Consider the following 26,233-nt stretch of genomic DNA (forward strand, 5'->3'; position numbering starts at 1 on the left):
ACTAGGGAGATGTTCTAGATGCCAGGCCAGCAGCGCCGCGGAGGCGGCTCCGGCGGTTCCGACCGCCGCGAGCGCCGCGACCGTTCGGGCGGTGGCCCGGCGCAGGAGAAGACCGCTTATGTCGAGCGAGTCGTCGCCATCAACCGGGTGGCGAAGGTCGTGAAGGGTGGGCGCCGCTTCAGCTTCACGGCGCTCGTCGTCGTCGGTGACGCGGACGGGACCGTCGGCGTCGGCTACGGCAAGGCCAAGGAGGTCCCGGCGGCCATCGCCAAGGGGGTCGAGGAGGCCAAGAAGCACTTCTTCAAGGTCCCGCGGATCGGCTCCACCATCCCGCACCCGGTGCAGGGTGAGGACGCCGCCGGTGTCGTGCTGCTCAAGCCGGCCTCGCCGGGTACCGGTGTCATCGCCGGTGGCCCGGTGCGTGCGGTGCTGGAGTGCGCCGGTGTGCACGACGTGCTGTCGAAGTCGCTGGGGTCCTCGAACCCGATCAACATCGTGCACGCGACCGTCGCGGCGCTGCGCGGGCTGATGCGGCCTGAGGAGATCGCCGCTCGTCGTGGGCTGCCGCTGGAGGACGTCGCTCCGCCGGCTATGCTTCGCGCGCGGGCGGCTGGGGTCGGTGCGTAATGGCGAAGCTGCGCATCACCCAGATCCGCTCCGAGATCGGCGGAACCCGCAACCAGCGTGAGACGCTGCGGACGCTGGGTCTGCGCCGTATCAACGGCAGCACTGTTCGTGAGGATCGTCCCGAGGTTCGTGGGATGATCGCTACCGTGACCCATCTCGTGCGGGTCGAGGAGGTGGACTCCTGATGGCCGAGCAGACGCTCGAGAAGGCGGATTCCGCCGGCGCCCAGGAGCCCCGTGCGCTCGGGCTGAAGGTCCATCACCTTCGCCCGGCGCCTGGTGCCCACAAGAAGAAGCAGCGGGTGGGCCGCGGTGAGGGTTCCAAGGGAAAGACCGCGGGGCGTGGTACGAAGGGTTCCAAGGCCCGCAAGCAGGTTCCGGCCCGCTTCGAGGGTGGCCAGATGCCACTGCATATGCGGGTTCCGAAGCTGAAGGGCTTCCGTAACCGTTTCCGTACCGAGTACCAGGTGGTGAACGTCGCCACGATCGAGGAGCTGTTCCCCGAGGGCGGCACGGTCGGCGTCGACGAGCTGGTGGCCGCTGGCGCCGTCCGCTCGAAGTCGTTGGTGAAGGTCCTCGGCGACGGGGAGATCGGCGTGGCGGTTCAGGTCACCGCGCACGCTTTCTCCGGCTCGGCCAAGCAGAAGATCGAGGCCGCCGGCGGCAGCGTCACCCAGGTCTGACAGCGCCTCGGGACGGGCGTACCCACGCCCGTCCCGAGGCGTTCGTGCTTTGCCGGGCCGCGCGGCGAGGTGGTTGTAAGCACATCTCGCCGCGTGACCCGGGCAGGACAGGCCACTGTACGGATACCGGCACACGCCGGCTCGGCAGTGGTTTGGGCTTGGCGTGGTTTGGCAGTGGTTTGCTCACCGGGATCCCGGTACACCAGTGCCTACCGCGCGTGATGTCCGGACGAGTGAGCCTCAGGTGCTGTTAGAGTCGCCTCACCGCGTACGGTCCGCTTCCAGGGCCGCCGGAGATCTGCACCAAACGCCGCGCCGTCCCGTCAGCCGTAGGAACAGCAGGAGGAGACGTGCTCACCGCCTTCACGCGGGCCTTCCGCACGCCCGACCTGCGGAAGAAGCTGCTCTTTACCGCAGGCATCGTCGTCCTGTTCCGGCTGGGCAGCGTCATGCCGTCGCCCGGCGTCTCCACAGCGGCGGTGAACTCCTGTCTGGATGCGGCCAGCGAGGACAGCAGCAACGTCTACTCGCTGATCAACCTGTTCAGCGGTGGTGCACTCCTGCAGCTGTCGGTCTTCGCGCTCGGCATCATGCCGTACATCACGTCGAGCATCATCATCCAGCTGCTCGTCGTGGTCATCCCGCGGCTTGAGCAGCTGAAGAAGGAAGGCAGTTCGGGTGAGCAAAAGCTCACTCAGTACACCCGTTATCTGACGATCGCGCTGGGGGTTCTGCAGGCCACCGGCATCGTGGCGCTGGCGCGCAGCGGTCGGCTCTTCCCGAGCTGTAGCGCCGCCATCATTCCGGACACCAGCCTCTTCCGTATCGCCACCATCGTGATCACGATGACCGCCGGCACGTCGGTCATCATGTGGATGGGTGAGCTGATCACGGCCCGCGGCGTGGGTAACGGCATGTCGCTGCTGATCTTCACCTCGATCGCCGCGCAGCTGCCCTCGCAGGGCGGGCGCATCCTCCAGGTCGCCGGCGGCCTCGTCTTCGGCCTGGTGATCCTGCTGGGCCTCGCGATCGTCGTGTTCGTCATCTTCGTCGAGCAGTCGCAGCGTCGGATCCCCGTCCAGTACGCGAAGCGCCTCATCGGGCGCCGCATGTACGGCGGGACCTCGACCTATCTGCCGATCAAGGTGAACCAGGCCGGCATCATCCCGGTCATCTTCGCCTCGTCGCTCCTTCAGCTCCCGCAGCTGCTGGGCCAGGTGTGGAGCAACCAGACATTCCAGGATTTCGAGCAGCGCTACCTCTCCCGCGGTGACCACCCGCTCTATCTCGTGGCCTACGGCGCGCTGATCATCTTCTTCACGTACTTCTACGTCGCGATCACCTTCAATCCGACGGAGGTCGCGGACAACATGAAGAAGTACGGCGGGTTCATCCCGGGGATCCGGCCCGGCCGCCCGACGGCCGAATACCTGGACCACGTGCTGTCCCGCATCACCCTCCCTGGCTCGTTGTTCCTGGGGGTCATCACGGTGTTGCCGTTGGCGCTTCTCAACCTGACCAAGGACCAGCCCTTCCCGTTCGCTGGTACGTCGGTGCTGATCATGGTGGGAGTGGGGCTGGAAACCGTGAAACAGATTGAAAGCCAGCTGATGCTGCGCAACTACGAAGGATTCCTCCGGTAGTGCGCCTCGTACTGGTCGGACCGCCCGGTGCAGGTAAGGGAACGCAGGCCGCCTTCATAGCCCAGGCGAGGTCCATTCCGAAGATCTCGACCGGTGACATCTTCCGGGCGAACGTGCGCGAAGGCACCGAGCTGGGCGTCCTGGCGAAGACCTACATGGATGCCGGTGACCTCGTCCCTGACGAGATCACCATCGGTATGGTGCGCAACCGGCTCGCCGAGGACGACGCGGTCAAGGGCTTCCTCCTGGACGGCTTCCCCCGTAACGTGCCGCAGGCCGAGGTGCTCGGCGGCATGCTGGACGAGATGGGCACCCGCCTCGACGTCGTGCTTGAGCTCGTCGTCGACGACGACGAGGTGGTGCGCCGGCTCTCCGGTCGCCGCACCTGCCGCAACTGCGGGCACATCTGGCATCTCGACTTCGATCCGCCCCGCGACGAAGGGGTCTGCGACCGCTGCTCGGGTGAGCTGTTCCAGCGGGACGACGACCGTTCGGAGACCGTTCGCCACCGCCTGGAGGTGTACGCGGAGCAGACAGCTCCGCTCGTCGCCTACTACGCGGCCAAGGGCGTTCTCATCGGTATCGACGCGACCGGGCCGGTGGACAACGTGACCGATCGCGCGTTGGACGCACTGCGCCACTACGCCGACTGACGCCACTACGCCGACTGATCCGGGTCGCAGACCCCTGCCGGCGGATGGGCGGGCCGACTGCTCGGGCTGGAGCGGTCGGCACCGGCGCGGGGCGCCTGGTCACGAACCGGGCGGCCCGGACTCGACCGCGGCCCCGTCGCGGCGGCTCCGGGCGGTTATCGTCGAGGAAGAGGTGGGGCCTGTCGGCGCGGAAGCCTGTTCCCGCGGGGGCTGGCTCGCCTCCCGGCGCCGGGAGGCGATGACCGGGCCTGCGGAGCCGGAGCCGGCCGCCCAGGGCCCACCGGCCCTGCCCCGTGGCGGCATGCTCCCAGTGGCACTGACGGCTCGGCTGGGTTGCTGAACAGGGCGAACACTACTGAGGACGGGACCGGTCAGACCGTGGCACGACGAGAGCATGTCCAGATCAAGACGGCATCTGAGATCGCCAAGATGCGGGTGGCCGGGCTGCTCGTCGCGAAAACCCTGGCCAAGCTGCGGGAAGCGGTCGCGCCCGGGGTCACCACGGCCGATCTGGACGAACTCGCGGAGAAGACGATCCGCGCCGACGGAGGCATTCCGTCCTTCAAGGGCTACGCCCACCCGCCCTACCCCGCGTCGATCTGCAGCTCGGTGAACAACGAGGTCGTGCATGCGATCCCGAGCCGGCGGCGGGTGCTGCGCGAAGGCGACATCGTCTCGATCGACTGCGGAGCGATCGTCGACGGCTGGCACGGCGACTCGGCGATCACCGTCCCAGTCGGCGAGGTGGCCCCCGAGGTACTCGACATGCTGCGGGTCTGTGACGAGGCGCTGTGGCGGGGCCTGGCGGCCGCCCAGCTCGGCGGCAGGCTTACCGACATCAGCAACGCGGTGGAGCGCCACGTCACCCCGCATGGCTACGGCATCGTGGACCACTACGGCGGTCACGGCATCGGCACGGAGATGCACCAGCCGCCGCACGTGCTGAACTACGGCCGGCCTGGGCGCGGCCTGAAGCTGGTCGAGGGAGTGGCGCTGGCCATCGAGCCGATGATCACTCTCGGTTCGCCGGACACGGTGATTCTCTCGGACGAGTGGACGGTCGCGACGAAGGACGGGTCGCTCGCCGCCCACACCGAGCACTCGGTGGCGGTGACTCCGCGCGGGCCGTGGGTTCTGACCGAGCCGGATGGCGGCGTGGCGCGGTTCGCCGCGCTCGGTGTGGCCTGCGGCCAGCCGGCTGACGCCCCGACCGGCTGACCGGCCGACGCCGCGCGGCCGGCGGGGCGCCACGGCCCGCGGACGCCTCGACGGGTTGGTGGCCCCGGGTGGTCGACGGTCACGAGGGCGCGGGCTGAGGTCGGCGGGCCCCCTGTTGGCCCTTGACGGGCCGGGCACGTACACTCAGGAGTCGACGGTCTCAAGCGTTGTCGGTGTTCGTCGTTCACACGGCGAGCCCGCGCGGTGACCTGGCGCGATGACCTCGCGTGGTGCTCTCTGGGGTGCGGCGCCGGTCCATACGGGTCGGGGTCCATCAGGGGCAGGGTCCGTCATCCCAAGCGTCGACGTCAGGACAGCGGAGGACATGCCGAAGAAGGACGGGGCCATCGAGATCGAAGGCCGAGTAGTGGAGCCGCTCCCGAACGCGATGTTCCGGGTGGAGCTCCAGAACGGTCATCGCGTTCTCGCCCACATCAGTGGCAAGATGCGCCAGCACTACATCCGTATCCTCCCGGAGGACCGGGTGGTGGTGGAGCTCTCGCCATACGACCTGTCCCGCGGTCGCATCGTCTACCGCTACAAGTAGTCGTCATCCCACCAGCAAGCGCGGCCCACAGCTGCGTGTGGAGGTTCTCGCGGCCGTGAAGGTCAAGCCGAGCGTCAAGAAGATCTGCGACAAGTGCAAGGTGATCCGCCGTCACGGGCGTGTCATGGTCATCTGCGACAACCTGCGTCACAAGCAGCGCCAGGGCTGATGACTGGGCGTTTTCCATCGTCGACCCGGCGCCGCGGCTCCTTGGCCGTGCACCTCGAGATGGAAAAGGCTCACTGGCGGCGGGCCTGAGTTCGCCGCCGACAATCGGCAGGTTCGCAGCCTGCCAGCAGAAGCGACACCAGACCGCATCATGCGGTTCCACCCCCGGTCGGAGGCCGGGGCCTCGTCGACTACGGGCTGATTTTCGCCGTCAGGCGTGGTCGTCCCGGCGAGGAGGGTGTCGCCCGAGACCTCCGGATGCAGGAAGGAACCATCGCGTCATGGCACGCCTGTCAGGTGTCGACCTTCCCCGCGAGAAGCGGGTCGAGATCGCACTGACCTACATCTTCGGGATCGGCCGTAGCCGTTCCAAGGAGACTCTCGCCGCCACCGGCGTCAACCCGGACACCCGGGTTCGCGACCTCACCGACGAAGAGGTCCAGAAGCTCCGGGAGTGGATCGACGCGAACTACCGCGTCGAGGGTGACCTCAACCGCGAGATCAAGCAGGACATTCGCCGCAAGATGGAGATCGGCTGCTACCAGGGTCTCCGTCATCGCCGCAACCTTCCCGTCCACGGCCAGCGGACGCACACCAACGCGCGTACCCGCAAGGGCCCGCGCCGCGCCATCGCCGGGAAGAAGAAGGCCGGCAAGAAGTAGTCATCGGTTCCGCTCGGGCCACTTTCGCCTTCGCGCCGGCCCGGGCGTCACGACCGCTGACCGACGACCTCGTAGACGGAGACCACGGGTTATGCCTCCCAAGACACGCGCCGCCGGCGTCAAGAAAGTCCGGCGCAAGGAAAAGAAGAACGTTGCCCACGGGCACGCTCACATCAAGAGCACGTTCAACAACACGATCGTCTCGATCACGGACCCCAGTGGCAACGTGATCTCCTGGGCCTCGGCCGGCCACGTCGGCTTCAAGGGCTCCCGCAAGTCCACCCCGTATGCCGCGCAGATGGCCGCCGAGAACGCGGCCCGCAAGGCGCAGGAGCACGGGATGCGCAAGGTTGACGTCTTCGTCAAGGGCCCCGGCTCCGGCCGGGAGACCGCGATCCGTTCGCTGCAGGCCGCTGGCCTGGAAGTCGGCGCGATCCAGGACGTCACCCCCACCCCGCACAACGGCTGCCGCCCGCCGAAGCGTCGCCGGGTCTGAGCTCCGCGCCAGGGATACGAGAGAGAAGGACGAGCATGGCCCGTTACACCGGCGCGGACTGCAAGCGTTGCCGCCGCGAGAAGACGAAGCTGTTCCTCAAGGGCAGCAAGTGCGAGACCCCGAAGTGCCCGATCGAGATCCGGCCGTACCCGCCGGGCGAGCACGGCCGCGGGCGCACCAAGGACTCCGAGTACCTGCTCCAGAAGCGCGAGAAGCAGAAGTGCGCGCGCATCTACGGCGTCCTGGAGAAGCAGTTCCGGGGCTACTACGACGAGGCGAACCGCCGTGCCGGCAAGACCGGTGACGAGCTGCTGAAGATCCTCGAGTCCCGGCTCGACAACGTGGTTTACCGGGGTGGCTTCGCGCCGTCCCGCGACGCCGCGCGCCAGGCTGTCCGGCACGGTCACGTGCAGGTCAACGGGCGCAAGGTCGACATCCCGAGCTACCGGGTCACCGAGAACGACATCGTCGAGATCGCGCCGAAGTCGCGTGAGCTCACGCCGTTCATCGTGGCCCGTGAGACCGCGGGGACCGGGCGTACCGTCCCGCCGTGGATCGAGGCCATCCCGAGCCAGATGCGGCTGCTCGTCCACTCGCTGCCCGCGCGCCAGGTGATCGACACCCAGGTGCAGGAGCAGCTGATCGTCGAGCTTTACTCGAAGTAGTCGTGAGATCCGGCGTCGGCCCTGTGCCGGCGCCGGATTCGCGTCGGCACCCGGTCCGGGGGCTCGTCCCGGCCTGTCGGTGACCGGGCGTACTGTTGACAGGCACGGGGATGGACCGATGTCCCTGTGTCAACCCCCGTTGGGGGCTTCCACGGCGTCATATGGCGGTCGCCGTGTCCGGAAGGAAGATCTCATGCTGATCGCTCAGCGTCCCACCCTCGTCGAGGATCCGATCACGGAGTTCCGGTCACGTTTCGTGATCGAGCCTCTGGAGCCGGGCTTCGGCTACACCCTCGGGAACTCGCTGCGCCGCACGTTGCTGTCCTCGATCCCGGGCGCCTCCGTGACGAGCATCCGGGTGGACGGTGTCCTCCACGAGTTCTCGACGGTCCCCGGGGTGAAGGAGGACGTCACCGACCTGATCCTGAACCTGAAGGAACTGGTCGTCAGCTCCGACAACGACGAGCCGACGGTGATGTACCTGCGCAAGCAGGGCCCTGGTGACGTCACCGCGGCGGACATCGCCCCGCCGGCCGGCGTCGAGGTGCACAACCCCGACCTGCACCTGGCCACCCTCAACGACAAGGGCAAGCTCGAGATCGAGCTGACCGTCGAGCGGGGCCGTGGCTACGTCAGCGCCGCGCAGAACAAGCAGCCTGGCCAGGAGATCGGGCGCATTCCGATCGACTCGATCTACTCGCCGGTGCTGAAGGTCACCTACAAGGTCGAGGCGACCCGTGTCGAGCAGCGCACGGACTTCGACCGGCTCATCGTCGACGTCGAGACCAAGCAGTCGATCTCGCCGCGGGATGCGATGGCCAGCGCCGGTAAGACCCTCGTCGGCCTGTTCGGGCTGGCTCAGGAGCTCAACGCCGAGGCGGAAGGCGTCGACATCGGCCCGTCCGCGGCGGACGCCGCCCTGGCCGCCGACCTGGCGCTGCCGATCGAGGAGATGGACCTGACCGTCCGCTCCTACAACTGCCTCAAGCGCGAGGGCATCCACACCATCGGTGAGCTGGTGTCCCGCAGCGAGGCGGATCTGCTCGACATCCGCAACTTCGGGCAGAAGTCGATCGACGAGGTGAAGACGAAGCTGGGTGCCATGGGCCTGCAGCTCAAGGACTCCCCGCCCGGGTTCGACCCGCGTCAGGCGGTCGACACCTACGGCACCGACACGTACAACCCGTCGTTCTCCGACCCGTCCGACGACGGTCGCGAGTTCGTCGAGACCGAACAGTACTGATCCGACCGTGCGTCCCGGGGCCCCGATTCGGTCGGAGCCCCGGGCGTACGTCGACCGGGAGCCCAGCCGTGCTTCCCGGCGGCGCCCGGAGAACAGCGAAAGGAACGAGGAGCACCCATCATGCCCACGCCAACCAAGGGCGCCCGGCTCGGCGGTAGTCCCGCACATGAGCGGCTGCTGCTGGCCAACCTCGCCACCGCGCTGTTCGAGCACGGTGGCATCACGACCACTGAGGCCAAGGCGCGCCGGCTGCGCCCGTACGCCGAGCGCCTGGTCACCCACGCGAAGCGCGGTGACCTGCACGCACGGCGCAGGGTCATGCGGGTCGTCCGGAACAACTCGGTCGTCCACACCCTCTTCACGGAGATCGGCCCGCGCTACGCGGACCGCAACGGTGGCTACACCCGCATCGTGAAGCTGGGCCCGCGCCGTGGCGACGCCGCTCCGATGGCGCGCATCGAACTGGTCGAGGCGCTGACCGTCGGCCAGTCGGCGGTCGCGGAGGCCGAGCGCGCCCGCGGTACCCGGTTCGCGGCCCGCAAGGCGCCGACCGGTGCGACCGCCGAGGCGGCCGACGACCTGAAGAACGAGTCGCCGACCGCCGCCGCGGTCGCGGCCGAGGCGCAGGCCGCCGACACCGCACCCGAGGCGGAGTCCTCCGAGACCCAGGGCGACGCGAAGCCGGAGAGCTGAGCTCGCAGCGCAGGTTCGTTCGCAACAGCAGAAGCCCGTCGCCCGTGGGGCGGCGGGCTTCTGCTCTGCCGCTGGTGGAGCACCTGAGGGAGCTCTGTGAGCCAGAAGTCCGCGACGATGCTCCCGACGGTTGCACAGGGGGGAGGCCCGCTCATGAACCCGGCCGACGGACTGCTCCGACTACGGCTGGACCTCGCCTACGACGGCACGCCCTTCGCCGGCTGGGCGCGCCAGCCGGGCCAGCGCACCGTGCAGGGCGACGTCGAGGACGCGCTGATGCGGGTGGCGAGGCTGCCAGCGGTCCGGCTCACGGTCGCGGGCCGCACCGACTCCGGTGTGCACGCGATCGGCCAGGTGGCGCACGTCGACCTTCCCGCGGGAACTCCCGTCGGCGGGCTCGCCCGCAGGCTCAACGGCGTGCTCGACCGCGCCGTGCGGGTGAAGGGTCTCGCTCCTGCCCCGCCGGGCTTCGACGCCCGGTTCTCCGCGTTGTCCCGCCGGTACGTCTACCGGATCACGGACGCGCCGTTCGGGGCGGATCCGCTGCGTCGGTTCGACACTCTGGCCACGCCGCGCCCGCTGGACGTCCCCGCGATGGCCGAGGCCGCGTTGCTGCTGCTGGGGGAGCACGACTTCGCCGCGTTCTGTCGACGACGGGAGGGTGCGACGACGGTGCGGACCCTGCTGCGCCTGGATGTCTCCCGAGTGGAGGGCGTCATCCAGGCCGATGTCGAGGCGGACGCGTTCTGCCACTCGATGGTGCGCGCGCTGGTCGGCGCGCTAGTGGCGGTTGGAGAAGGCCGCCACCGACCGGAGTGGGCGGCTGCCGTGCTCGGACGGGGCGTGCGTGATTCAGGGGTCACGGTGCTGCCCGCCCACGGCCTGACACTGGTCGAGGTCAGGTACCCGCCGGACGCTCTGCTCGCCGCCCGGGCCCAGGTGACCCGAGCGGTGCGCGTCCCGACGTCCGCCTCGGGCTGACACCTGCGTGTTGCCGGGCGCGCCCCGGCAGGGCTGCCGGGGCGGCGCTCAGCCTGGCTGGCGCGGGCCCGATCAGCGGGTGCTGGCGCCCGCTGCCGGAGCCGGCGCGGGTGACACGGTCCCGGTCGGGGCAGTGCCTCCGGCGCCACTGCTGCTGCCGGCGCCACTGCTGCCCGCGCTGCCGGTGACCATGCGCTGGGCGATGGGCTCCTTGGCGATCAGGCCCAGATCGGTGATGGCGCTGCGCAGCGCAACGTCGTCGGCCGCGCCCTGGCTGCCGTCGACATAGGCGAGCTGGGTGAGGATCATGTAGTGGCCACTCGCGATCGCGGCGCGCCACGAGTTGTCCCCGTTCGGGCCGGTGATCCGCGCGTCGCGCACCGAACCCTCCGGGATCGGCACCGGCGCGACGCCGCCCCTGCGCTCAGCCGCGATGGTGGCCGCGGACTGCGCGGTGCTCTGCTCGTCCAGCACGAACACGGACATCCCCGCGAGCACCTGCTTCTCGCCGGCCGCAGGCGTGCTCAGGTACATCGCCCGGACGAGCTGGGTGCACCTGCCGTCCTTGAGCGCGGTGGTGAGCTCCCCGCTCAGGTCCGGGCAGCCGTCGACGACAGTGCCGGCGATCCGGGTGTACGTCCGCCCCTGGACGGTGACCTCCTTGTCCGGGAAGAACTCGTTCGAACCCACCGGCCGGGAGTCGGAGCTGGCGCTGTTGATGAAGTTCGGGTCGACGGTCGGGGTCGCGGGCCGGGGGTCCTCGGTGGCCGAGGTGTCGCCCCTGGTCAGCATGGCCACCGCGACCACGGCGACGAGGGTGAGCACGACAGCGGTCGCCACGGCGACCAGAGCGCGGGGGCGCCGCCGCGTCGGTGCGTACTCCGCCGGGATCCGGAATCGGCCGGCCGCCTCCGACGGCTCCTCGGGTTCATCCTCGTCGTCCCGCGCGTTCGGGCCGTGCTGGTCGTACTGGGCATCCTGGGCGGCCCGCTGGCGGCTCAGCGCGACCTGCAGGCGGGCTGGCCTGGCACGCCCTGAGGCCTCGCCGCGGCCGTCCGCCACGGATGCCTCGCCGCCGCCGTCGGCGCCGGCGGTGCGGGAGCGCGGGCGCGGTTCGTCCTCGGGGTAGGGCGTGGCCGCGGGGATGGCGAGTGGGCCGGTCGGGTGCTCCGATTCCGGCCCGGCCGGCCGGCTGGCGGCCGGGGACAGGTCCGCGGTCGTCGCACTGTCAGGAGCCGCCGGACGCTCTGGCAGCGTCGGCAGCGGGCTGGTCGCGGCCCGGAGATGGAAGGAGTAGCCCTTGGTCTCCTCAGGGCCCGCGCCGCCGGCCACCGGCTGGCCGCCGGTCGGCGGCCCGATCCGGATGCCCCCGGAGGAGGGCTCCGCGCCCGGCCAGCCCGCTGCGACCTGGTCGGCCCGGGGACCCGCGGGCGGATACGCGGCGACCGGGTAGCCCCCCTGCTGCTGGCCGGCGAGGGGATAGGCCCCGGTCGCGTAGGTCGGCATGGGACCGAACAGCGGGTCGTCGACCGGTGGGGTCCAGCCGCCGGTCGGCGGCGCGCCGTCGTCAGGCCCGACCTGGCCGGGCTGCCCGGACAGGTCGAACTGAGCGGGCGAGCCGAACGGAACGGGCGAACCGGGATCCGGCGGGCCGGGCACAGGAGCCGCCTGTGGCGCGGGTCCCGGGTAGGGCGGGCCGCCGGCCACTGTGAACGAGTCGTTGTCCGCGGGTTCGGGTGGCATGTGCCCTCCTCACTCATCCCCCCAGGCCCGCAGCCGGCGAGGCGTCCCGATGTCGTCGTCGCTGTCGTGACGGGTCGGGCCTCGGCTGCGGAGCAGTTCTCGACTCCTCGCGCGCGGTTCAGACGCGTCCGGCTGGATCGGGTGAGAATATCCGAACACGGCATATGCCCATGTCGGGGCGCTGCTCGGAGGAAGTGTGCGGCAGCGGTGCCCTCGCAAGCGTTGTCGAGGGGGCCTTCGGTCCGGTACGACCGATCGCCTGGTAACCTCAAAGACTGCTGCGGACCTCCAGCCTCGTGCGGATCAGCCCGGTCGATCAGGTCATGCTCAACTGCGTGCTGATTAACTCCATGCTGATGGACTCATGGTGCTGAGGTCAGCCCATACTTCTGGCAGTGCACCTCGCTCCGCGGTGTTTCGCGCCCCGCGGAGCACAAGCTGGCGACACCCCGACGATCTCCCCGTGAGATCGTCCGAACGAGAAGGCAGACCTGTGCGCACGTACCAGCCCAAGCCCGCGGACGTACAGCGCGCGTGGCACGTCATCGATGCCACCGACGTCGTGCTCGGTCGGCTGGCCAGCCAGGCTGCCCAGCTCCTGCGCGGCAAGCACAAGCCGTACTTCGCCCCGCACATCGACACCGGTGACTTCGTCGTCGTCATCAACGCCGGCAAGGTCGCGATGACCGGCAACAAGCGCGAGCAGGCCCAGTACCACCGGCACTCGGGCTTCCCGGGCGGTCTGCGCAGCACCTCCTACGGCGAGCTGCTCGACACGCGCCCGCACGTGATCGTCGAGCGGGCGATCCGTGGGATGCTGCCGCACAACCGGCTCGGTCGTGCGCAGGGCAGCAAGCTGAAGGTCTACGCGGGGCCGACGCACCCGCACCAGGCCCAGCAGCCGGTCCCCTACGAGATCAAGCAGGTCGCGCAGTAGTCGCGGTTCTGGTTTCAGACAAGGAAGGAACGCGACGTGGCTGTCGTGACCGACGCCCAGGGTAACCCCCGCGCTACCGGGCGGCGCAAGGAAGCCGTCGTCCGGGTGCGGCTGCTCCCGGGGACGGGCAACTGGAGCCTCAACGGGCGCACGCTCGAGGAGTACTTCCCGAACAAGGTCCACCAGCAGCTCGTGAACGAGCCGCTGAAGATCCTGGAGCGGGCCGAGTCCTTCGACGTGGTGGCCATCCTGCACGGTGGTGGCGTGTCGGGGCAGGCGGGCGCGCTGCGCCTGGCCATCGCCCGGGCGCTGATCGTCGCCGACGAGGAGTCCCGCCCGGCGCTCAAGAAGGCCGGCTTCCTGACCCGGGATGCCCGGATCAAGGAGCGCAAGAAGTACGGCCTCAAGAAGGCCCGTAAGGCGCCTCAGTACAGCAAGCGCTGACGCAGCACCGGCCCGCGGTCCTCACAGCCCGGGCCGGTGTCCCGGCCCGGCAGGTGCATCCTGCCGGGCCGTAGGCGTGAGATTGTCCTTTGCGGATCTGTCCTTTGCCGATCTCCGCGCGGTGTGCCGACAGCGCCCGCCGGTGCCGTTGCAACTTCAGGGGAGGCCTCAATGGCGAGGCTTTTCGGTACCGATGGCGTCCGTGGCGTCGCCAACGCGGACCTGACGGCCCAGCAGGCACTTGAGCTTGCTTCGGCCGCGGTCGAGGAGGTCGCCGCGCGGGACGCCTCCCCGCAGCGGCCGGTGGACGGCGTACCGGTGGCCCGGGCCGCCTCGTCGGCGGACCACCGCCCTGTCGTCATCGTCGGCCGGGACACCCGCCCATCCGGCGAGTTTCTCGAGGCTGCTGTTGTGGCCGGTCTGGCCAGCTCCGGTGCCGACGTCGTGCGGATCGGCGTGGTGCCGACCCCGGTGGTCTCCTATGTGGTTGCGCAGACGGGCGCCGATCTCGGCGTGATGCTGTCCGCCAGCCACAACCCGATGCCCGACAACGGGATCAAGCTCTTCGCCGCCGGGGGCCTCAAACTGCCCGACGAGGTCGAGGACGCGATCGAACGGCGGATGGCCGGCCCGCTCACCCGCCGCCCGGTGGGAGCAGAGGTCGGTCGGGTCCGTGACGACGTCACGCTCGTGAACGGCTATGTCGACCACCTGCTCGCGAGCCTGCCAGGCGGGCCGGGCAGCCTGCAGGGCCTGAAGGTCGTGGTGGACTGCGCCCAGGGCGCCGCCTCCGACCTCGCGCCCCGGGTGCTGCGGGCCGCCGGGGCTGACGTGATCGCCCTGCACGCGGACGGCGACGGCCTGCGCATCAACGACCGCTCCGGCGCGACCCACCTGGACAGCCTGCGCGACGCCGTCCGCCTGCACGGCGCGGACGTGGGTATCGCCCACGACGGTGACGCCGACCGCTGCCTGGCCGTCGACGCGCTGGGCGAGATCGTCGACGGTGACCAGATCCTGGCCATCTGTGCCGTGGCACTCGCCGAGCGCGGTGAGCTGGGTAACGGCACCGTGGTCGTCACCATCATGTCGAACCTCGGGTTCCACCACGCGATGCGCGAGGCCGGAATCAACGTGGTCACCACCCCGGTCGGGGACCGCTATGTGCTCGAGGCGATGCGGTCGGGCTCGTATTCGCTGGGCGGCGAGCAGAGCGGCCATGTCGTCTTCCTGCGGCACGCCGGTACCGGCGACGGGCTGTTGACCGCCCTGCAGGTTCTCGGCCGGATGGCGGAGAAGGGCCAGCCGCTCGACGAGCTGGCGAAGGTGATGACCAGGCTGCCGCAGGTCCTCGTGAACGTTCGCGGGGTCGACCGGTCGCGGGCCGGGACGTCGGAGGAGCTGCGCGCCGCGGTGGCGGAGGCGGAGGCGGAGCTCGGGAACAGCGGGCGGGTGCTACTGCGCCCGTCGGGCACCGAGCCACTGGTCCGGGTGATGGTCGAGGCGCCGACCGACCAGCTCGCCCGTTCGCTCGCGGACCGGCTCGCGGATGTCGTCCAGCGTGCCCTGCGCTGAACTGGCCCGTCCTGCGTCCCTGAACTCGCCCGTCCTGCGTCGGCGGGCAGGCGTGACGGGGATCTTCCAGGCGGCGGATGCGCCAACCCGCTGTGACGGGACGCGCGCGGCTTCCGTCCGACATCCGCGGTGTCCCAGTGGTCTATGCGCGGTACCCGGACCGGACTGCGTACGCTGAGCAACATGTGCGGGATCATTGGGTACGTCGGTGAGCAGCCGGCCCTTGAGGTCGTGCTGAGCGGACTGCGCCGGTTGGAATACCGCGGCTACGACTCGGCGGGCGTCGCCGTCGTCGGCGGTGGGGTGCTGCGTACCGCGCGCCGCGCCGGCCGGCTGGCGAATCTGGAGAAGGTCCTCGACGAGAGCGGCGAGCAGATGCCCGGGACGACGGGCATGGGGCACACCCGGTGGGCGACCCATGGCGGTCCCACCGACGTGAACGCGCACCCCCACACCGACTGCACCGGTGCGGTCGCCGTGATCCACAACGGGATCATCGAGAACTTCGCCGAACTGCGAGCGGAACTCGAGGCCGCGGGCCATGAGCTGAGCAGCGAGACCGACACCGAGGTCGTCGCACATCTGCTGGAGATCGAGATCGCCCGTGCGGCCGCCGCGGGCCCCGCGGCGTCATCGGTGTCGCCGGTATCGCCGGTGTCGGCGTCGTCGTCGGGGTCCGGGCAGCGGGTCGCGTCGGCGCACCCGGTCACCGAGGCCCTGCGGGTGGTGTGCCGCCGGCTGAGGGGCGCCTTCACGCTGGTCGTCCTGCATCAGGACCATCCCGGCGTGGTGGTCGGGGCGCGCCGTAACAGTCCGCTCGTCGTCGGCCTCGGTGTCGGGGAGGCCTTCCTGGCCAGCGATGTCTCCGCGTTCATCGCGCACACCCGGGAGGCGCTGGAGATCGGTCAGGACCAGGTCGTCGAGGCCCGTCCGGACGGTGTGACCGTCTACGACTTCGACGGCACCCCGGTCGAGGGCCGTCGGTATCACGTCGACTGGGACGCGAGCGCGGCGGAGAAGGGCGGCTTCCCGTACTTCATGCTCAAGGAGATCAGCGAGCAGCCCGAGGCGCTCGCTGACACCCTGCGCGGGCGGCTTTCCAACGAGGGCGCGATCGTCCTGGACGAGGAGCGTCTCTCCGACCAGGACTTTCGCGACATCGACAAGGTCTTCATCGTTGCCTGCGGGACGGCCTACCACGCCGGGCTGATCGCCAAGTACGCCATCGAGCACTGGACGCGGCTGCCCTGCGAGGTCGAGATGGCCTCGGAGTTCCGCTACCGGGATCCGGTGCTCGACCGGTCGACCCTCGTCATCGCGATCAGCCAGAGCGGGGAGACGCTTGACACCCTGATGGCGGTCAAGCACGCCCGCGAGCAGAAGGCCCGGGTGCTGGCGATCTGCAACACCAACGGCTCGACGATCCCGCGGGAGTCGGACGCCGTCCTGTACACCCGCTGTGGCCCCGAGGTCGGTGTCGCGGCGACGAAGACGTTCCTGGGGCAGGTCGCGGCCTGCCTGCTCGTCGGTCTGTTCCTGGCCCAGACCAGGGGCGTCCTGTACGGCGACGAGGTCGCGGCCTATGTGGAGCGGCTACAGCGCATGCCGGAGCTGGTGCGCCGCACCCTGGGGACGGTCGAGCCGGTACGCGAGCTCGCCCGCAGCCTGGCAGACGCGAAGGCGGTGCTCTTCCTCGGCCGCCATGTCGGCTACCCGGTCGCCCTCGAGGGCGCGCTCAAGCTCAAGGAACTGGCCTACATGCATGCCGAGGGGTTCCCGGCGGGCGAGCTGAAGCACGGCCCCATCGCGCTCATCGAGCCCGGGCTGCCCGTCGTGGTGGTGGTGCCCTCACCCCGGGGCCGGGCGAACCTGCACGGCAAGGTGGTGTCGAACATCCAGGAGGTCCGGGCCCGCGGAGCGCGCACGATCGTGATCGCCGAGGACGGCGACACCGATGTCGAGCCCTACGCTGATCATCTGATCCGGGTGCCGGCGACGTCCTCGCTGTTCGCGCCGCTGGTCACGACCCTGCCGCTGCAGGTCTTCGCCTGCGAGCTGGCGCTTGCCCGGGGCCTGGACGTCGACCAGCCGCGCAACCTGGCGAAGTCCGTCACGGTCGAGTAGGACCGTGCCCCGGCCGTGGCCGGGGCACGCCCGGGGCTCGCGGTACCGGAGCGGACGCGGGGCTCGCGATTCCGCTCCGGTACCGAGCCGGCTTTCGGGCGCCGCCTGGTGACGACGCCGTCGAACGGTCAGCTCAGATCCTTCGTGGGCCGATCGGACGGGTTCCCGTCGCCGTCGCTGTCGGTCGAGCCGGACTGTGCGGTGCCGGTCGTGCCCGCGTCACCGTCGGTCTGCGTTGCCGCCTCGGGGCCGGCCGGTTCCCCGGCGAGGATGCGGTACAGGTTCCGACGGGTCTCGGTGAGCAGCTCCCGGGCCGCGGCGATCTGGCTGGCATCGCCGGCCTGGGCGACCTGCACCACCGCCGCGCCGACCCCGAAGGCCAGGTTCCGCAGCGCGGACACGTCGTCGTTGGCGCTCGCCGCCGCGGTCTCCCACGGCTTGGGCACGTCGCCACGGGCCTCGACGTGGGCCCGGCCCGCGTCGGTGAGGTGGAACACCCGGCGCCCGTCCCGCTCCTCGGCGCGGACCAGGCCCTCGTCGGCGAGCATCGACAGCACGGGGTAGACCGAACCGGGGCTCGGCCGCCACATGCCACCGCTGCGGTTCGCGAGCTCGCCGATCATCTGGTACCCGTGCATGGGCTCCTCGGCGAGCAGTGCGAGCAGGGCCTCGCGGACGTCGCCGCGGCCAACCCGTGCCCCGCGGCCGAAGCCGGGGCCGGGCGGAAAACCGCGGCCGAACGGCCAGCCGCCCCCGGGCCCGCCCGGTCCGCCGGGACCGAACGGCCCGCCTGCGCCGCCTCGCCCACCGCGGCCGCCGCGGCCGCCATGCCCGCCACGGTCACCTCGGTCGCGTGGCCCGGGGCCGCCGTGCATACGGCTGTGGCGCTCACGGGTGGGGTCGCAGTTCGTTTCGGTGAAGGCCGCCTGGTAGGCGGCGTCGATCAGCCGGGAGGCGCCGAACCTGCGCCAACCCTCCCAGCCGGCTTCCCATCCTGGAATCGCGTACGAACTCATCATGATCTCCTTGATCTTGGGTCGCGTAGTCTCGCGTAAGCTCACGATATATCGCGATCGGACGCCTGGCAAGACCGTCTCCCACCTGGCCGGCGCGCACGCGCGTCGGTTCCGTAGGATTAGAGAATGATCATTTCGGCTTCCGAGGGTGACGGCCACGGCGAGGGTGCGGTCACCCCGCTCGAGGCCGCCTTCGAGGAACGTGCCTGTGCCCAGCGGGCCGGCACGGCCGTCTTCATGGAAGGCGTCAGCCTTGCTCTGCTCGGCCGGGTGGAGCAGCTCCGGATCCGTCCCACCAACGCGTCGGGCACCGTCGATGACGACGGTCACCAGCAGGTCAGCCTGGTGGCTGGCGACGATGGCCCAGGCTCGACCTGTACGTGCTCCGACAGCGCGGGCGGCGTGTTCTGTCGCCATGCCGTAGCGGTCGCCCTGGTTGCCACCGGGTCGGCCGGAATGGCCGACGACGACGATGACGACGAGGAAGGCCACGGTGAGGAGCTCTTCGCCGACGATCCCGTGCACGCGGCCATCAGGGTCTTCCTGAGCCGCGTTCCGCGGGCCGAGCTGGTCGAGACACTCCTCGACGCCGCAGACGAGAGCGACGCCGTCGCCGACGCGCTCTGGGAAGCCACCGTGGCCTGGCACGGCCGTCAGCACGGGGCTGCCTGAGCGCAGCCCGCGAAACCGGGTCGCCCGCGCCGACTCCGCTGCCCTGCCGCCGGGCGGGTCGCCGCACCCGTACGACCGCCCGGGCGTGCGGGGGGCGTGCCCGAGGCGGGAGCATGGCGCCATGCTCGAAGCGCACACCGTCGCCGATGTGCGGGCCGCGGAGGCACCGCTGCTTGCCACGCTGCCCGCAGGTGCCCTCATGCAACGGGCTGTGTCCGGATTGGTGGCCCATGTCGGCCGGCGCCTGGGCCGGGTGTACGGGGCCCGGGTCGTCGTCCTCGCCGGTGGCGGCGACAACGGTGGCGACGCGCTGTGGGCCGGTGCCCGGCTCGCCGCGCGGGGCGCGGTTGTCCAGGCACTGGCACCGGGACGGACCCATCCCGAGGGCACGGCCGCCCTGCTCGCCGCGGGTGGCCGCCTGTACCGCACCGGTCCACCCGAGTCCGGCCCACGCGGTGCTGGTTCGGACGCCGCCGCTTCGGATGTTGCTGGTTCGGGTGCTGCTGGTTCGCGCGGTGGCGGTTCGCGTGCTGGCGATTCCCGCGGTGGCCCTTCCCGCGGTGGTGCGAGCCCTGACGGGCTGGGCGGTGACCGGGCCGCGGAGCTGCTCGCCTCGGCGGACATCGTGCTGGACGGCCTGCTGGGTATCGGCGGCCGGGGCGCGCTACGCGATCCGTACGCGGCGCTCACCCGCCTGACACCCACCGCGCGCACGGTTGCCGTCGACGTGCCCAGCGGTGTCGACGCCGACACCGGCGCGGTGGCTGACGGCGCCGTGCGGGCCAGCAGCACGGTCACCTTCGGCACCTACAAGCGTGGTCTGCTGGTGGGACCCGGCGCGACGCACACGGGCCAGGTCGAGCTGGTCGACATCGGGCTGACGCTGCCCGCCGCCGATCTGCGCGCGTTGCGGGACGGTGACGTGGCCCGGCTGCTTCCAGTGCCGCTGGCCACCGATTCGAAGTACACCCGGGGCGTCCTCGGGCTCGTCGGCGGCAGCGACCGCTATCCCGGCGCGGCCGTGCTGGCCGTCGGTGGAGCGTTGCGCGGGGGAGCGGGCTACCTCCGGGTGGCAGCGCAGGCGCGGGCCGCCGATCACGTCCTGCGCGCGCACCCCGAGGCGGTGGTGACGGTGATCGAGCCCGGGGACGCCGACGCGGCGCTCGGTGTGGGCAGGGTCCAGGCGTGGGCGATCGGGCCAGGCCTGCCGGCGGACGAGACCACGGGACGGCTCGTGACCGCACTGCTGGAGCGCACCGACGTCCCGCTGCTGGCCGACGCCGGCGCTTTGGAGCCACTCGCCGCCGTTGTCGCCGCCCGGCCCACCCTGCTGCGGGAGCGAACCGCCCAGGACGGGACGAACGAGGTTGTCCTGACGCCGCACGAGGGCGAATTCGCCCGCCTGGTCGCCACCGCCCTTGGCTGGGACGCCTCCGCTGTGCCGGCCCGCCTGGCCGCGGATCGGCTGGGCACCGTTCGCCGGGCAGCCGCCGAGCTTGGTGCGACGGTGCTGCTCAAAGGGGACCGAACCATCGTCGCCGGCGTCGGCGGCGAGTCGTTCGTCAACCTGACCGGCACGCCGTGGCTGGGAACGGCCGGGTCCGGCGACGTCCTCACCGGGCTGACCGGATCCCTGCTGGCCGCGGGTCTGGCACCGGTGTGGGCGGCCGCGGCGGGCGCCCACCTGCATGGCCTCGCGGCCGGGCGGGGCCCGCGCCCGCTGGCTGCCAGCGACATTCCGGCACTGCTCACAGTGGCCATCGGGGACCTGCTTGCTAGCGTCGAGGCGTGAGCCAGTCGCACCTGCCGCGCGCGTACGCGGCCATCGATCTTGACGCTGTTCGCGATTCGGTGGCGGCGCTGGTAGCCCGGGCACGCAACGCAACGACCATGGCCGTGGTCAAGGCGGACGGTTACGGCCACGGCATGGTGCCCTGCGCGCGGGCAGCGCTGGACGCCGGTGCGGGCTGGCTGGGCACCGCGTTCCTGGAGGAGGCGCTGGGCCTGCGCGCCGCCGGGATCAACGCCCCGATCTTCTCCTGGCTGGCCGCCCCGGGTGAGCGGCTGGCCGCCGGGCTCGCTGCCGACATCGACCTGTCCGCGTCGGCGACCTGGGCACTCGCCGAGCTTGCCGCAGCCGCGCGGCAGGTCGGCAGAGCCGCACGAGTGCACCTGAAGGTCGACACGGGTCTCGGGCGCGCCGGTGCCACCGCGGAGGACTGGCCGAACCTGTGCGATACGGCCGCGGCCCTGGAAGGGGAGGGGCTCCTCGACGTCGTCGGGGTCTGGAGCCACTTCGCCTTCGCCGACGATCCCGGCAACCCGACCGTCCAGTCGCAGATCGGTCGGTTCGGTGACGCGGTGGACGTGGCGCGCAAGGCCGGCCTGAACCCACAGATCCGGCATCTGGCTAACTCGGCGGCGACGCTGATCACCCCGGAGGCACATTTCGACATGGTCCGCCCGGGCGTTTCGGTGTACGGCCTGTCGCCCGGGCCCGAGGTCGGGCCGCCCTCGGCGTTCGGGCTGCGCCCCGCGATGACCCTTCGGGCCACAACCGCGCTGGTGAAGCGGGTCCCGGAGGGGACAGGGGTCTCCTACGCGCACCGGTACACGACGCGTTCCGAGACCAACCTCGCCGTCGTCCCCCTCGGCTATGCCGACGGGATCCCCCGCGCGGCGACCAACACGGCCGAGGTTCTGATCGGTGGGCGGCGCCGCCGCATCGCCGGCACCGTGTGCATGGACCAGTTCGTGGTGGATGTCGGCGTCGACCCGGTGGCAGCCGGCGACGACGTCGTGCTTTTCGGGCCGGGCCACCACGGTGAGCCGACCTCTGACGACTGGGCCCGTGCGCTCGGCACCATCAACTACGAGATCGTCACCCGGGTCGGCGCTCGAGTCCCACGGGTCTACACCGGAGGCTGATCCGGCCCGGCGGGCAGACCGGATCGCAGCCCACGCACAGCTATCGGCGGCACCAGCGGCGCTGGCCGCCTCAACAGCGCGCTGGCCGCCCCGGTGACACTGACTGCGTCAGCAGCCGCAGCTGCCTCCCTGCGCCAGCCGCCGTAGCCGCCGGTCAAGCAGCTGTAGCCGCCGGTCAGCAGCCGCAGCCGCCGCTGCCGCAGGAACCGCCGGAATCGCCGCCATGGGAGTGGCCGGTGGCGGCACCACCGAACATCCCACGCTCCATCCGGCGACGGACCGGCTGCGGGTTGGCCGCACGCTCGGCGGCCTGCTCGATCTCCGCGCGCGTCGTCAACGTCAGCATGACCGGCCCGCCCGCGGCCGGGGCGGGGCCCGCCGCTCCCGCATCGCCGAGACCCGAGCCCAGCTCGCCGAGGTCGTCCTCGATGTCGTCATCGACCTCGAAAGCGCCGCCGCCGTACGCGGGCGACGTGGCCGGCTTGCTCTTGCGCCACCGCAACTTCACGAGGCCTCCCCTGGTCACAACCGCATGGCCCGACGTGCTCAACGCTAGCGGAGGATCTGGGTCAGGTCCTTGTGGATCTTGTTGATCCTCTGTCGTCTTTCTGCCGGGTCGCGCCGGTCCTTCTCCTTGCGCGTCTGTGCAGGCCGACGGCCTGCGTGGCCGGATCGGCCCGGAGTGTCCGACGCGACGGACGCGTGGCGTGACACCCGACGGGATGGCACCATCGGGCATACCGGTGCGTCGTGCCGCTATTGGTGCATGTGTGACGGGTGCGCGTGCGGCTTCCGGCGGGCTGATCCGGCCGGATGGGTCCAGCCGAGTGGACCCGGTGGAGTGGAGAGGTGGGCGGGCGATGGTGGGTGTGCGGCCGTGAGCGGTGGCACCGATGTCGGCGATGCCCCCGGTCGTTCCCACCGCTCCGGGCTGGCCGGGGTTCCGGCTGTCACGGGTGGCGTGGCCCGGGCGGCCGCGCGGGCTGCCGGGGCGGTCGTGGGATCCCGCGCCGCGCGCCGGGGTGGAACCGCCGGCATCGTCGGCGCGGTGCTGGCGGCGGGCCTGATCAGCGAGCGGCGCACGGTCCGTAGGCATCGCGCCGTGCCGGATCTACCGGACGATGGCGGCGTCGGGCCCATCGGCGGGCGGGTCTCGACGGTCGTCACGGCGTCGGATGGCGTCGCGCTGTACGTCGAGGAGACCACCCAGGAGCCACGGCCGAGCGCGGCGGACGACGCCGGTGCGCCGACCCTGGTCTTCGTCCACGGCTTCTGCGTGAACAGCGACTCGTGGGTGTTCCAGCACCGTGCGCTGCGGGATCTGGGGCCGATGGTGTTCTACGACCAGCGGGCACATGGGCGCTCCGGGCCGTCCGAGGCAGGCAACTGCACCATCGACCAGCTCGCCGCCGACCTGCACCAGGTGCTGACCGAGCGGGTTCCCACGGGGCCGATCGTGCTGATCGGCCACTCCATGGGCGGTATGACGATCATGGCGTTGGCGGGCACCCATCCCGAGCTGTTCCGGGACAGGGTGGTGGGGGTGGCGCTGCTGTCGACCAGCGCGGGCGAGCTGCCCCGGCTGACCTTCGGCGTGCCGTCACTGCTTGCCGGAGGGGTCCATCGGGTGCTGCCGCCACTGCTGGGTGGCATGCAGCGCGCGCCCGTGCTGTTCGAGCGGGCGCGTCGGCGTGGCAGTGACTTCTCCTGGGAGATCACCCGCCGCATCGCCTTCGGCTCGACCGAGGTGCCGCCGTCGGTCGTCTCGTTCCTCGAGACGATGGTCGGGGACACACCGATCCCGGTGATGGCGGCGTTCATGTCCACCCTCCTCGACCATGACAAGGTAGCGGCCGTGGCGGGTCTTCGCGGCACCCCGACTGTCATCCTGGTCGGCGACGGTGATCTCATGACACCGGTCGAGCACAGCCGTGTCCTCGCCCGTCTGCTGCCCGACGCCGAGCTGCGGATCGAGTCCGGCCCCGGCCACGCGATCATGCTGGAATGCCCTGACGTCACCAACGAGGTCATCCGCGGCCTGGTGGAACGTGTCCGGGTACCCGCGGCACCGGGTCCCCGGGCAAGTGAGCCCGTGACCTGAGCGGTAGGCGCCCCGGGGTGCGCCGCCCGCCGCCCGCGCCGCACCGCCCGTGCTCGAACCGGCCGGGCCACGACCAGGAACGGACCCGACCCGATGACCACGCCCGCCACGCCCGGCACATCCGCCACGTCGGCGCAGCCGCCCTCCACGCCGGTCGCCCCGGAGATCGTGGCCGAGGATCCTGACGGCATGCGGGCGATCGGAGCGCGGCTCGCACCGGTGCTGCAGCCCGGTGATCTGATCATTCTCGACGGTCCGCTGGGTGCCGGGAAGACGGTCTTCGTGCAGGGCCTTGCGGCGGGCCTGGGGGTTCGGGCGCAGATCACCTCACCGACGTTCGTCCTGGCCCGAGTCCACCCGGATGGCCGTCTGCCGCTGGTCCACGTGGACGCCTATCGGCTGGGCGGGGTGGCGGAGGTGGACGATCTCGACCTGGACGCCGACCTCGCACGGTCGGTCACCGTCGTCGAGTGGGGCTCCGGGTTGGTGGAGCAGCTGGCGGGTGCCCATCTGCGGATCGAGATAAGCCGGCCCGCGGGTGACGAGGCGGGCGAGGTGCGGCGGGTGCGCCTGCGCCCAGCCGGGGCCGACTGGGCGCAGCGTCTGGCTTCGCTCGGCCTGGCGCCGCGCTGACCTGCACGTTCGTCCCAACCCGCGGAGGCAGCCCCTCCCTCCGCGGGCGTTAGCCGGCTGGTGCCATCGGCGGGACCGTGTGGACGTCCGCTCGGCGGGGGACCTGCTCTGGTGCCTGTGTTCGTCCGGGTCAAAGTCGTCGACCTGTTGACGTCGGGTGGTCGGCTGCCGCGGTGGGCCGGTCGGCGCCTGCCGGGCGCCGTGCGATGCGGAGAGGAAGCGCCTCGCGGCGGCGTGCGGCGGCGCGACGCGGGCTACGTGCCGCGGGAGGCGGAGCCCACGAAGTAGTCCATGCCGTGGCGTCCTGAGAGTGCCCGGCGGCGGCCGGATCGGGGGACTGACCGGCGTCGAGGCCCTCGGGTGTGGTGAACCGGGCCGCCCGCCAGGGCGGCGCCCGCGCGGCCCGGGGTGGCCCGCCGGTGCCGTAGCACCTTTTCGGGTGGGCATGTTCGGGTAAGCGGGAAAGTGATTCCGGGAACATTCGGCCTTCTTGCCGGTAGTTAATCCCTGACGAGTTCCGGAATGAGGGCTGTCACCGCAGGTGAACCATGGCTCAGCACTCGGTGTCCTAGATCATGTTAAGATCGCGTATCCCCCGGTTAATGCCTGGTCCAGGCCTGCTCCCCATACCGCCTCGTGGCTGGTTGTGTCGCGGCAAGCGGCCCGTAAGGACAAACAGTCAACGTTCCGTAGTTGATGAGTTGTTCCGCTATATTGGCGGCGTAGGCGCGAAGTTCATGCATGCGGCGGCCCACCCGTGTCATGACCGCGAGGATCCGTTGATGGCCAGTTGTGGCCGTGAGAGGGGCGCGCGTGCGCAGCAGCACCGCTGTCGACCTTGTAGAGGCTCCGGCTGAGCGCTCGGCCCGGTCCCGTAGGACCCGAAGCGACTTCCTGGCCAGCCGGCGTGACCTTCTCGACGCGGTGGGGCGACTCCTCGCGCGCAACGGACGCCGTTTCAGCCTGGTGGATCTCGCGGCCGAGGCCGGAGTGTCGACGGCGACCGCCTACCGGCACTTCACAGACGTCCACGACGCGCTGGACGTCTACTACCTGCAGCTCATCGACGTCCTGGTGACCGACATCCGGGCCCTGTCGACCGGTGACGACCACCTCGGCAACTTCGAGGTGGTCTGCGAGGTCTGGGTCCGCTCGGTCGCCCGGTGGGGGCGGGCCGCGGTGCACGTGCGCTCCGCGCAGGGCTACCTCGCCCGGCTGCGGGGGCAGGACGACCTGGTCTCCAGGCTGCACGAGGTGCTCGCACCAGTGCTGGTCGGGCTGGCCGAGACCGGCGTGCTGCCGCCGCAGGAGGCCGAGTACGCGGTCCTGCTGTGGGCTTCGGTCTTCGACGAGCGTGTGATCGTCGATTTGCTGGACACCCTCGGATGGTCGGTGGAGCAGGTCGCGCAGAAGCTGACCGCCTCGGCGCTGCGGATGCTCGGCTACACCGGCTGGAGCCCGTTGCGCTCATCGTTCCCGCCGGCGCCCGGCGTTCCCGCGCACAGTCCGGCGGCACCGCAGATGCCCACCGTCGCGGCGCCGACCGTTGCGGCGCCTGCCGGCCCGCTGTCGGGCCCCGCTCGCCTGGGCCGTCCGCCGCGGACCACGGGCGTTGTCACCTCGTCGGTTCACGGCCGTGCGGGTCTGCCGCCGATCGCGGGTCTGCCGCCGATCGGCGTCGATCCGCGGATCCGGCACCGTCCCTCGGGTGGCCCGGCCCGCCGCAGCCACTGAGCCGGGTACACCGAGCCCGGCACACCGGCCGCCGACCGTCGGCTGGTT

Annotated in this window: 27 protein-coding genes; 24 read left to right on the forward strand and 3 right to left on the reverse strand. The window is 71.0% G+C overall.

What is annotated here, in order from left to right; genetic code table 11:
* Positions 1-18: 18 nt before the first annotated feature.
* The 14 genes from rpsE to truA all read left to right on the forward strand — a co-directional run bounded on the left by rpsE (position 19) and on the right by truA (position 10,278).
* Positions 19-627, forward strand: a complete 609-nt coding sequence (gene rpsE, locus AWX74_RS04130; RefSeq protein WP_006539149.1) for a 30S ribosomal protein S5 — start codon at positions 19-21, stop codon at positions 625-627.
* Positions 627-812 (forward strand): 50S ribosomal protein L30, encoded by a 186-nt coding sequence (rpmD, locus tag AWX74_RS04135; RefSeq protein WP_006539150.1) that lies wholly within the window; start codon positions 627-629, stop codon positions 810-812. The genes rpsE and rpmD overlap by 1 nt, the downstream gene beginning before the upstream one ends.
* The gene (gene rplO / locus AWX74_RS04140) at positions 812-1,309 is read left to right on the forward strand and encodes a 50S ribosomal protein L15 (protein WP_006539151.1); all 498 of its coding nucleotides are present in this window, start codon (positions 812-814) and stop codon (positions 1,307-1,309) included. The genes rpmD and rplO overlap by 1 nt, the downstream gene beginning before the upstream one ends.
* A 350-nt stretch (positions 1,310-1,659) precedes the next feature.
* Positions 1,660-2,952 (forward strand): preprotein translocase subunit SecY, encoded by a 1,293-nt coding sequence (secY, locus tag AWX74_RS04145; protein ID WP_054570440.1) that lies wholly within the window; start codon positions 1,660-1,662, stop codon positions 2,950-2,952.
* On the forward strand, positions 2,952-3,605 hold the full coding sequence (locus tag AWX74_RS04150; RefSeq protein ID WP_006539153.1) for an adenylate kinase: 654 nt from the start codon (positions 2,952-2,954) through the stop codon (positions 3,603-3,605). Before secY ends, AWX74_RS04150 begins: the two co-directional genes overlap by 1 nt.
* Before the next feature lie 378 nt (positions 3,606-3,983).
* Complete coding sequence (gene map, locus AWX74_RS04155; protein ID WP_091271669.1) at positions 3,984-4,823, forward strand: type I methionyl aminopeptidase; 840 nt, start codon at positions 3,984-3,986, stop codon at positions 4,821-4,823.
* 325 nt (positions 4,824-5,148) lie between these two features.
* Complete coding sequence (gene infA / locus AWX74_RS04160; RefSeq protein ID WP_006541558.1) at positions 5,149-5,370, forward strand: translation initiation factor IF-1; 222 nt, start codon at positions 5,149-5,151, stop codon at positions 5,368-5,370.
* A 55-nt stretch (positions 5,371-5,425) separates the two neighbouring features.
* Entirely contained in the window at positions 5,426-5,539 is a 114-nt protein-coding gene (gene rpmJ, locus AWX74_RS04165) for a 50S ribosomal protein L36 (protein WP_003956441.1), read from the forward strand.
* Between the two features lie 280 nt (positions 5,540-5,819).
* Positions 5,820-6,200 carry a 30S ribosomal protein S13 gene (gene rpsM / locus AWX74_RS04170; RefSeq protein WP_006541559.1) on the forward strand — a complete coding sequence of 127 codons (381 nt, stop codon included), beginning with the start codon at positions 5,820-5,822 and terminating at the stop codon, positions 6,198-6,200.
* 91 nt (positions 6,201-6,291) lie between these two features.
* Positions 6,292-6,696 carry a 30S ribosomal protein S11 gene (rpsK, locus tag AWX74_RS04175; RefSeq protein WP_006541560.1) on the forward strand — a complete coding sequence of 135 codons (405 nt, stop codon included), beginning with the start codon at positions 6,292-6,294 and terminating at the stop codon, positions 6,694-6,696.
* A 35-nt stretch (positions 6,697-6,731) separates the two neighbouring features.
* Complete coding sequence (gene rpsD, locus AWX74_RS04180) at positions 6,732-7,361, forward strand: 30S ribosomal protein S4 (protein WP_006541561.1); 630 nt, start codon at positions 6,732-6,734, stop codon at positions 7,359-7,361.
* Between the two features lie 193 nt (positions 7,362-7,554).
* Complete coding sequence (locus AWX74_RS04185) at positions 7,555-8,604, forward strand: DNA-directed RNA polymerase subunit alpha (RefSeq protein ID WP_006541562.1); 1,050 nt, start codon at positions 7,555-7,557, stop codon at positions 8,602-8,604.
* Positions 8,605-8,724: 120 nt separating this feature from the next.
* Positions 8,725-9,297 carry a 50S ribosomal protein L17 gene (gene rplQ / locus AWX74_RS42260; RefSeq protein WP_091271671.1) on the forward strand — a complete coding sequence of 191 codons (573 nt, stop codon included), beginning with the start codon at positions 8,725-8,727 and terminating at the stop codon, positions 9,295-9,297.
* Between the two features lie 153 nt (positions 9,298-9,450).
* Entirely contained in the window at positions 9,451-10,278 is an 828-nt protein-coding gene (gene truA / locus AWX74_RS04195; protein WP_054570443.1) for a tRNA pseudouridine(38-40) synthase TruA, read from the forward strand.
* 72 nt (positions 10,279-10,350) lie between these two features.
* On the opposite strand, the gene AWX74_RS04200 is transcribed toward truA, so the two are convergent.
* Positions 10,351-12,021, reverse strand: coding sequence for a hypothetical protein (locus AWX74_RS04200; protein ID WP_091271672.1), 1,671 nt, complete (start codon positions 12,019-12,021; stop codon positions 10,351-10,353).
* A 493-nt stretch (positions 12,022-12,514) separates the two neighbouring features.
* Between AWX74_RS04200 and rplM the strand changes: the two genes are divergently transcribed.
* The 4 genes from rplM to glmS all read left to right on the forward strand — a co-directional run bounded on the left by rplM (position 12,515) and on the right by glmS (position 17,101).
* Entirely contained in the window at positions 12,515-12,958 is a 444-nt protein-coding gene (gene rplM / locus AWX74_RS04205) for a 50S ribosomal protein L13 (RefSeq protein WP_006541566.1), read from the forward strand.
* 36 nt (positions 12,959-12,994) lie between these two features.
* Entirely contained in the window at positions 12,995-13,402 is a 408-nt protein-coding gene (gene rpsI / locus AWX74_RS04210; protein ID WP_006541567.1) for a 30S ribosomal protein S9, read from the forward strand.
* A gap of 171 nt (positions 13,403-13,573) precedes the next feature.
* Positions 13,574-14,977, forward strand: a complete 1,404-nt coding sequence (glmM, locus tag AWX74_RS04215) for a phosphoglucosamine mutase (RefSeq protein WP_091271674.1) — start codon at positions 13,574-13,576, stop codon at positions 14,975-14,977.
* A gap of 183 nt (positions 14,978-15,160) precedes the next feature.
* On the forward strand, positions 15,161-17,101 hold the full coding sequence (gene glmS / locus AWX74_RS04220; RefSeq protein ID WP_091272089.1) for a glutamine--fructose-6-phosphate transaminase (isomerizing): 1,941 nt from the start codon (positions 15,161-15,163) through the stop codon (positions 17,099-17,101).
* A gap of 128 nt (positions 17,102-17,229) precedes the next feature.
* Here the strand turns inward: glmS and AWX74_RS04225 are convergent, their stop codons facing one another.
* Positions 17,230-18,117 carry a PadR family transcriptional regulator gene (locus AWX74_RS04225; protein WP_091271677.1) on the reverse strand — a complete coding sequence of 296 codons (888 nt, stop codon included), beginning with the start codon at positions 18,115-18,117 and terminating at the stop codon, positions 17,230-17,232.
* Positions 18,118-18,243: 126 nt separating this feature from the next.
* Here AWX74_RS04225 and AWX74_RS04230 point away from each other — a divergent pair, with 126 nt between their 5' ends.
* The 3 genes from AWX74_RS04230 to alr all read left to right on the forward strand — a co-directional run bounded on the left by AWX74_RS04230 (position 18,244) and on the right by alr (position 21,717).
* On the forward strand, positions 18,244-18,789 hold the full coding sequence (locus AWX74_RS04230; protein ID WP_091271679.1) for an SWIM zinc finger family protein: 546 nt from the start codon (positions 18,244-18,246) through the stop codon (positions 18,787-18,789).
* A 121-nt stretch (positions 18,790-18,910) separates the two neighbouring features.
* The gene (locus AWX74_RS04235) at positions 18,911-20,581 is read left to right on the forward strand and encodes an NAD(P)H-hydrate dehydratase (RefSeq protein ID WP_091271681.1); all 1,671 of its coding nucleotides are present in this window, start codon (positions 18,911-18,913) and stop codon (positions 20,579-20,581) included.
* Positions 20,578-21,717, forward strand: coding sequence for an alanine racemase (alr, locus tag AWX74_RS04240; RefSeq protein WP_091271683.1), 1,140 nt, complete (start codon positions 20,578-20,580; stop codon positions 21,715-21,717). Before AWX74_RS04235 ends, alr begins: the two co-directional genes overlap by 4 nt.
* A gap of 175 nt (positions 21,718-21,892) precedes the next feature.
* On the opposite strand, the gene AWX74_RS04245 is transcribed toward alr, so the two are convergent.
* Positions 21,893-22,225 (reverse strand): hypothetical protein, encoded by a 333-nt coding sequence (locus tag AWX74_RS04245; RefSeq protein WP_091271685.1) that lies wholly within the window; start codon positions 22,223-22,225, stop codon positions 21,893-21,895.
* Between the two features lie 369 nt (positions 22,226-22,594).
* Between AWX74_RS04245 and AWX74_RS04250 the strand changes: the two genes are divergently transcribed.
* The 3 genes from AWX74_RS04250 (at position 22,595) to AWX74_RS04260 (ending at position 26,185) form a co-directional block, all read left to right on the forward strand.
* Positions 22,595-23,818 (forward strand): alpha/beta fold hydrolase, encoded by a 1,224-nt coding sequence (locus tag AWX74_RS04250; protein ID WP_091271687.1) that lies wholly within the window; start codon positions 22,595-22,597, stop codon positions 23,816-23,818.
* A 189-nt stretch (positions 23,819-24,007) separates the two neighbouring features.
* Positions 24,008-24,451, forward strand: coding sequence for a tRNA (adenosine(37)-N6)-threonylcarbamoyltransferase complex ATPase subunit type 1 TsaE (gene tsaE, locus AWX74_RS04255; protein ID WP_091272092.1), 444 nt, complete (start codon positions 24,008-24,010; stop codon positions 24,449-24,451).
* 813 nt (positions 24,452-25,264) lie between these two features.
* Positions 25,265-26,185, forward strand: coding sequence for a TetR/AcrR family transcriptional regulator (locus AWX74_RS04260; protein ID WP_091271690.1), 921 nt, complete (start codon positions 25,265-25,267; stop codon positions 26,183-26,185).
* Positions 26,186-26,233 lie beyond the last annotated feature (48 nt).

Origin of the sequence: Parafrankia irregularis (assembly GCF_001536285.1) — a bacterium.
In the GTDB taxonomy this organism is placed as follows: domain Bacteria; phylum Actinomycetota; class Actinomycetes; order Frankiales; family Frankiaceae; genus Parafrankia; species Parafrankia irregularis.

Coding starts and splice junctions, on each gene's coding strand:
- rplQ (WP_091271671.1), top strand. CDS start 8,725: ATGCCCACGCCAACCAAGGGCGCCCGGCTCGGCGGTAGTCCCGCACAT.
- AWX74_RS04230 (WP_091271679.1), top strand. CDS start 18,244: ATGATCATTTCGGCTTCCGAGGGTGACGGCCACGGCGAGGGTGCGGTC.
- rpsM (WP_006541559.1), top strand. CDS start 5,820: ATGGCACGCCTGTCAGGTGTCGACCTTCCCCGCGAGAAGCGGGTCGAG.
- glmM (WP_091271674.1), top strand. CDS start 13,574: ATGGCGAGGCTTTTCGGTACCGATGGCGTCCGTGGCGTCGCCAACGCG.
- rpmD (WP_006539150.1), top strand. CDS start 627: ATGGCGAAGCTGCGCATCACCCAGATCCGCTCCGAGATCGGCGGAACC.
- truA (WP_054570443.1), top strand. CDS start 9,451: ATGAACCCGGCCGACGGACTGCTCCGACTACGGCTGGACCTCGCCTAC.
- glmS (WP_091272089.1), top strand. CDS start 15,161: ATGTGCGGGATCATTGGGTACGTCGGTGAGCAGCCGGCCCTTGAGGTC.
- rpsK (WP_006541560.1), top strand. CDS start 6,292: ATGCCTCCCAAGACACGCGCCGCCGGCGTCAAGAAAGTCCGGCGCAAG.
- AWX74_RS04185 (WP_006541562.1), top strand. CDS start 7,555: ATGCTGATCGCTCAGCGTCCCACCCTCGTCGAGGATCCGATCACGGAG.
- AWX74_RS04235 (WP_091271681.1), top strand. CDS start 18,911: ATGCTCGAAGCGCACACCGTCGCCGATGTGCGGGCCGCGGAGGCACCG.
- tsaE (WP_091272092.1), top strand. CDS start 24,008: ATGCGGGCGATCGGAGCGCGGCTCGCACCGGTGCTGCAGCCCGGTGAT.
- rpsD (WP_006541561.1), top strand. CDS start 6,732: ATGGCCCGTTACACCGGCGCGGACTGCAAGCGTTGCCGCCGCGAGAAG.
- AWX74_RS04225 (WP_091271677.1), bottom strand. CDS start 18,117: ATGAGTTCGTACGCGATTCCAGGATGGGAAGCCGGCTGGGAGGGTTGG.
- rplO (WP_006539151.1), top strand. CDS start 812: ATGGCCGAGCAGACGCTCGAGAAGGCGGATTCCGCCGGCGCCCAGGAG.
- infA (WP_006541558.1), top strand. CDS start 5,149: ATGCCGAAGAAGGACGGGGCCATCGAGATCGAAGGCCGAGTAGTGGAG.
- AWX74_RS04200 (WP_091271672.1), bottom strand. CDS start 12,021: ATGCCACCCGAACCCGCGGACAACGACTCGTTCACAGTGGCCGGCGGC.
- rpsE (WP_006539149.1), top strand. CDS start 19: ATGCCAGGCCAGCAGCGCCGCGGAGGCGGCTCCGGCGGTTCCGACCGC.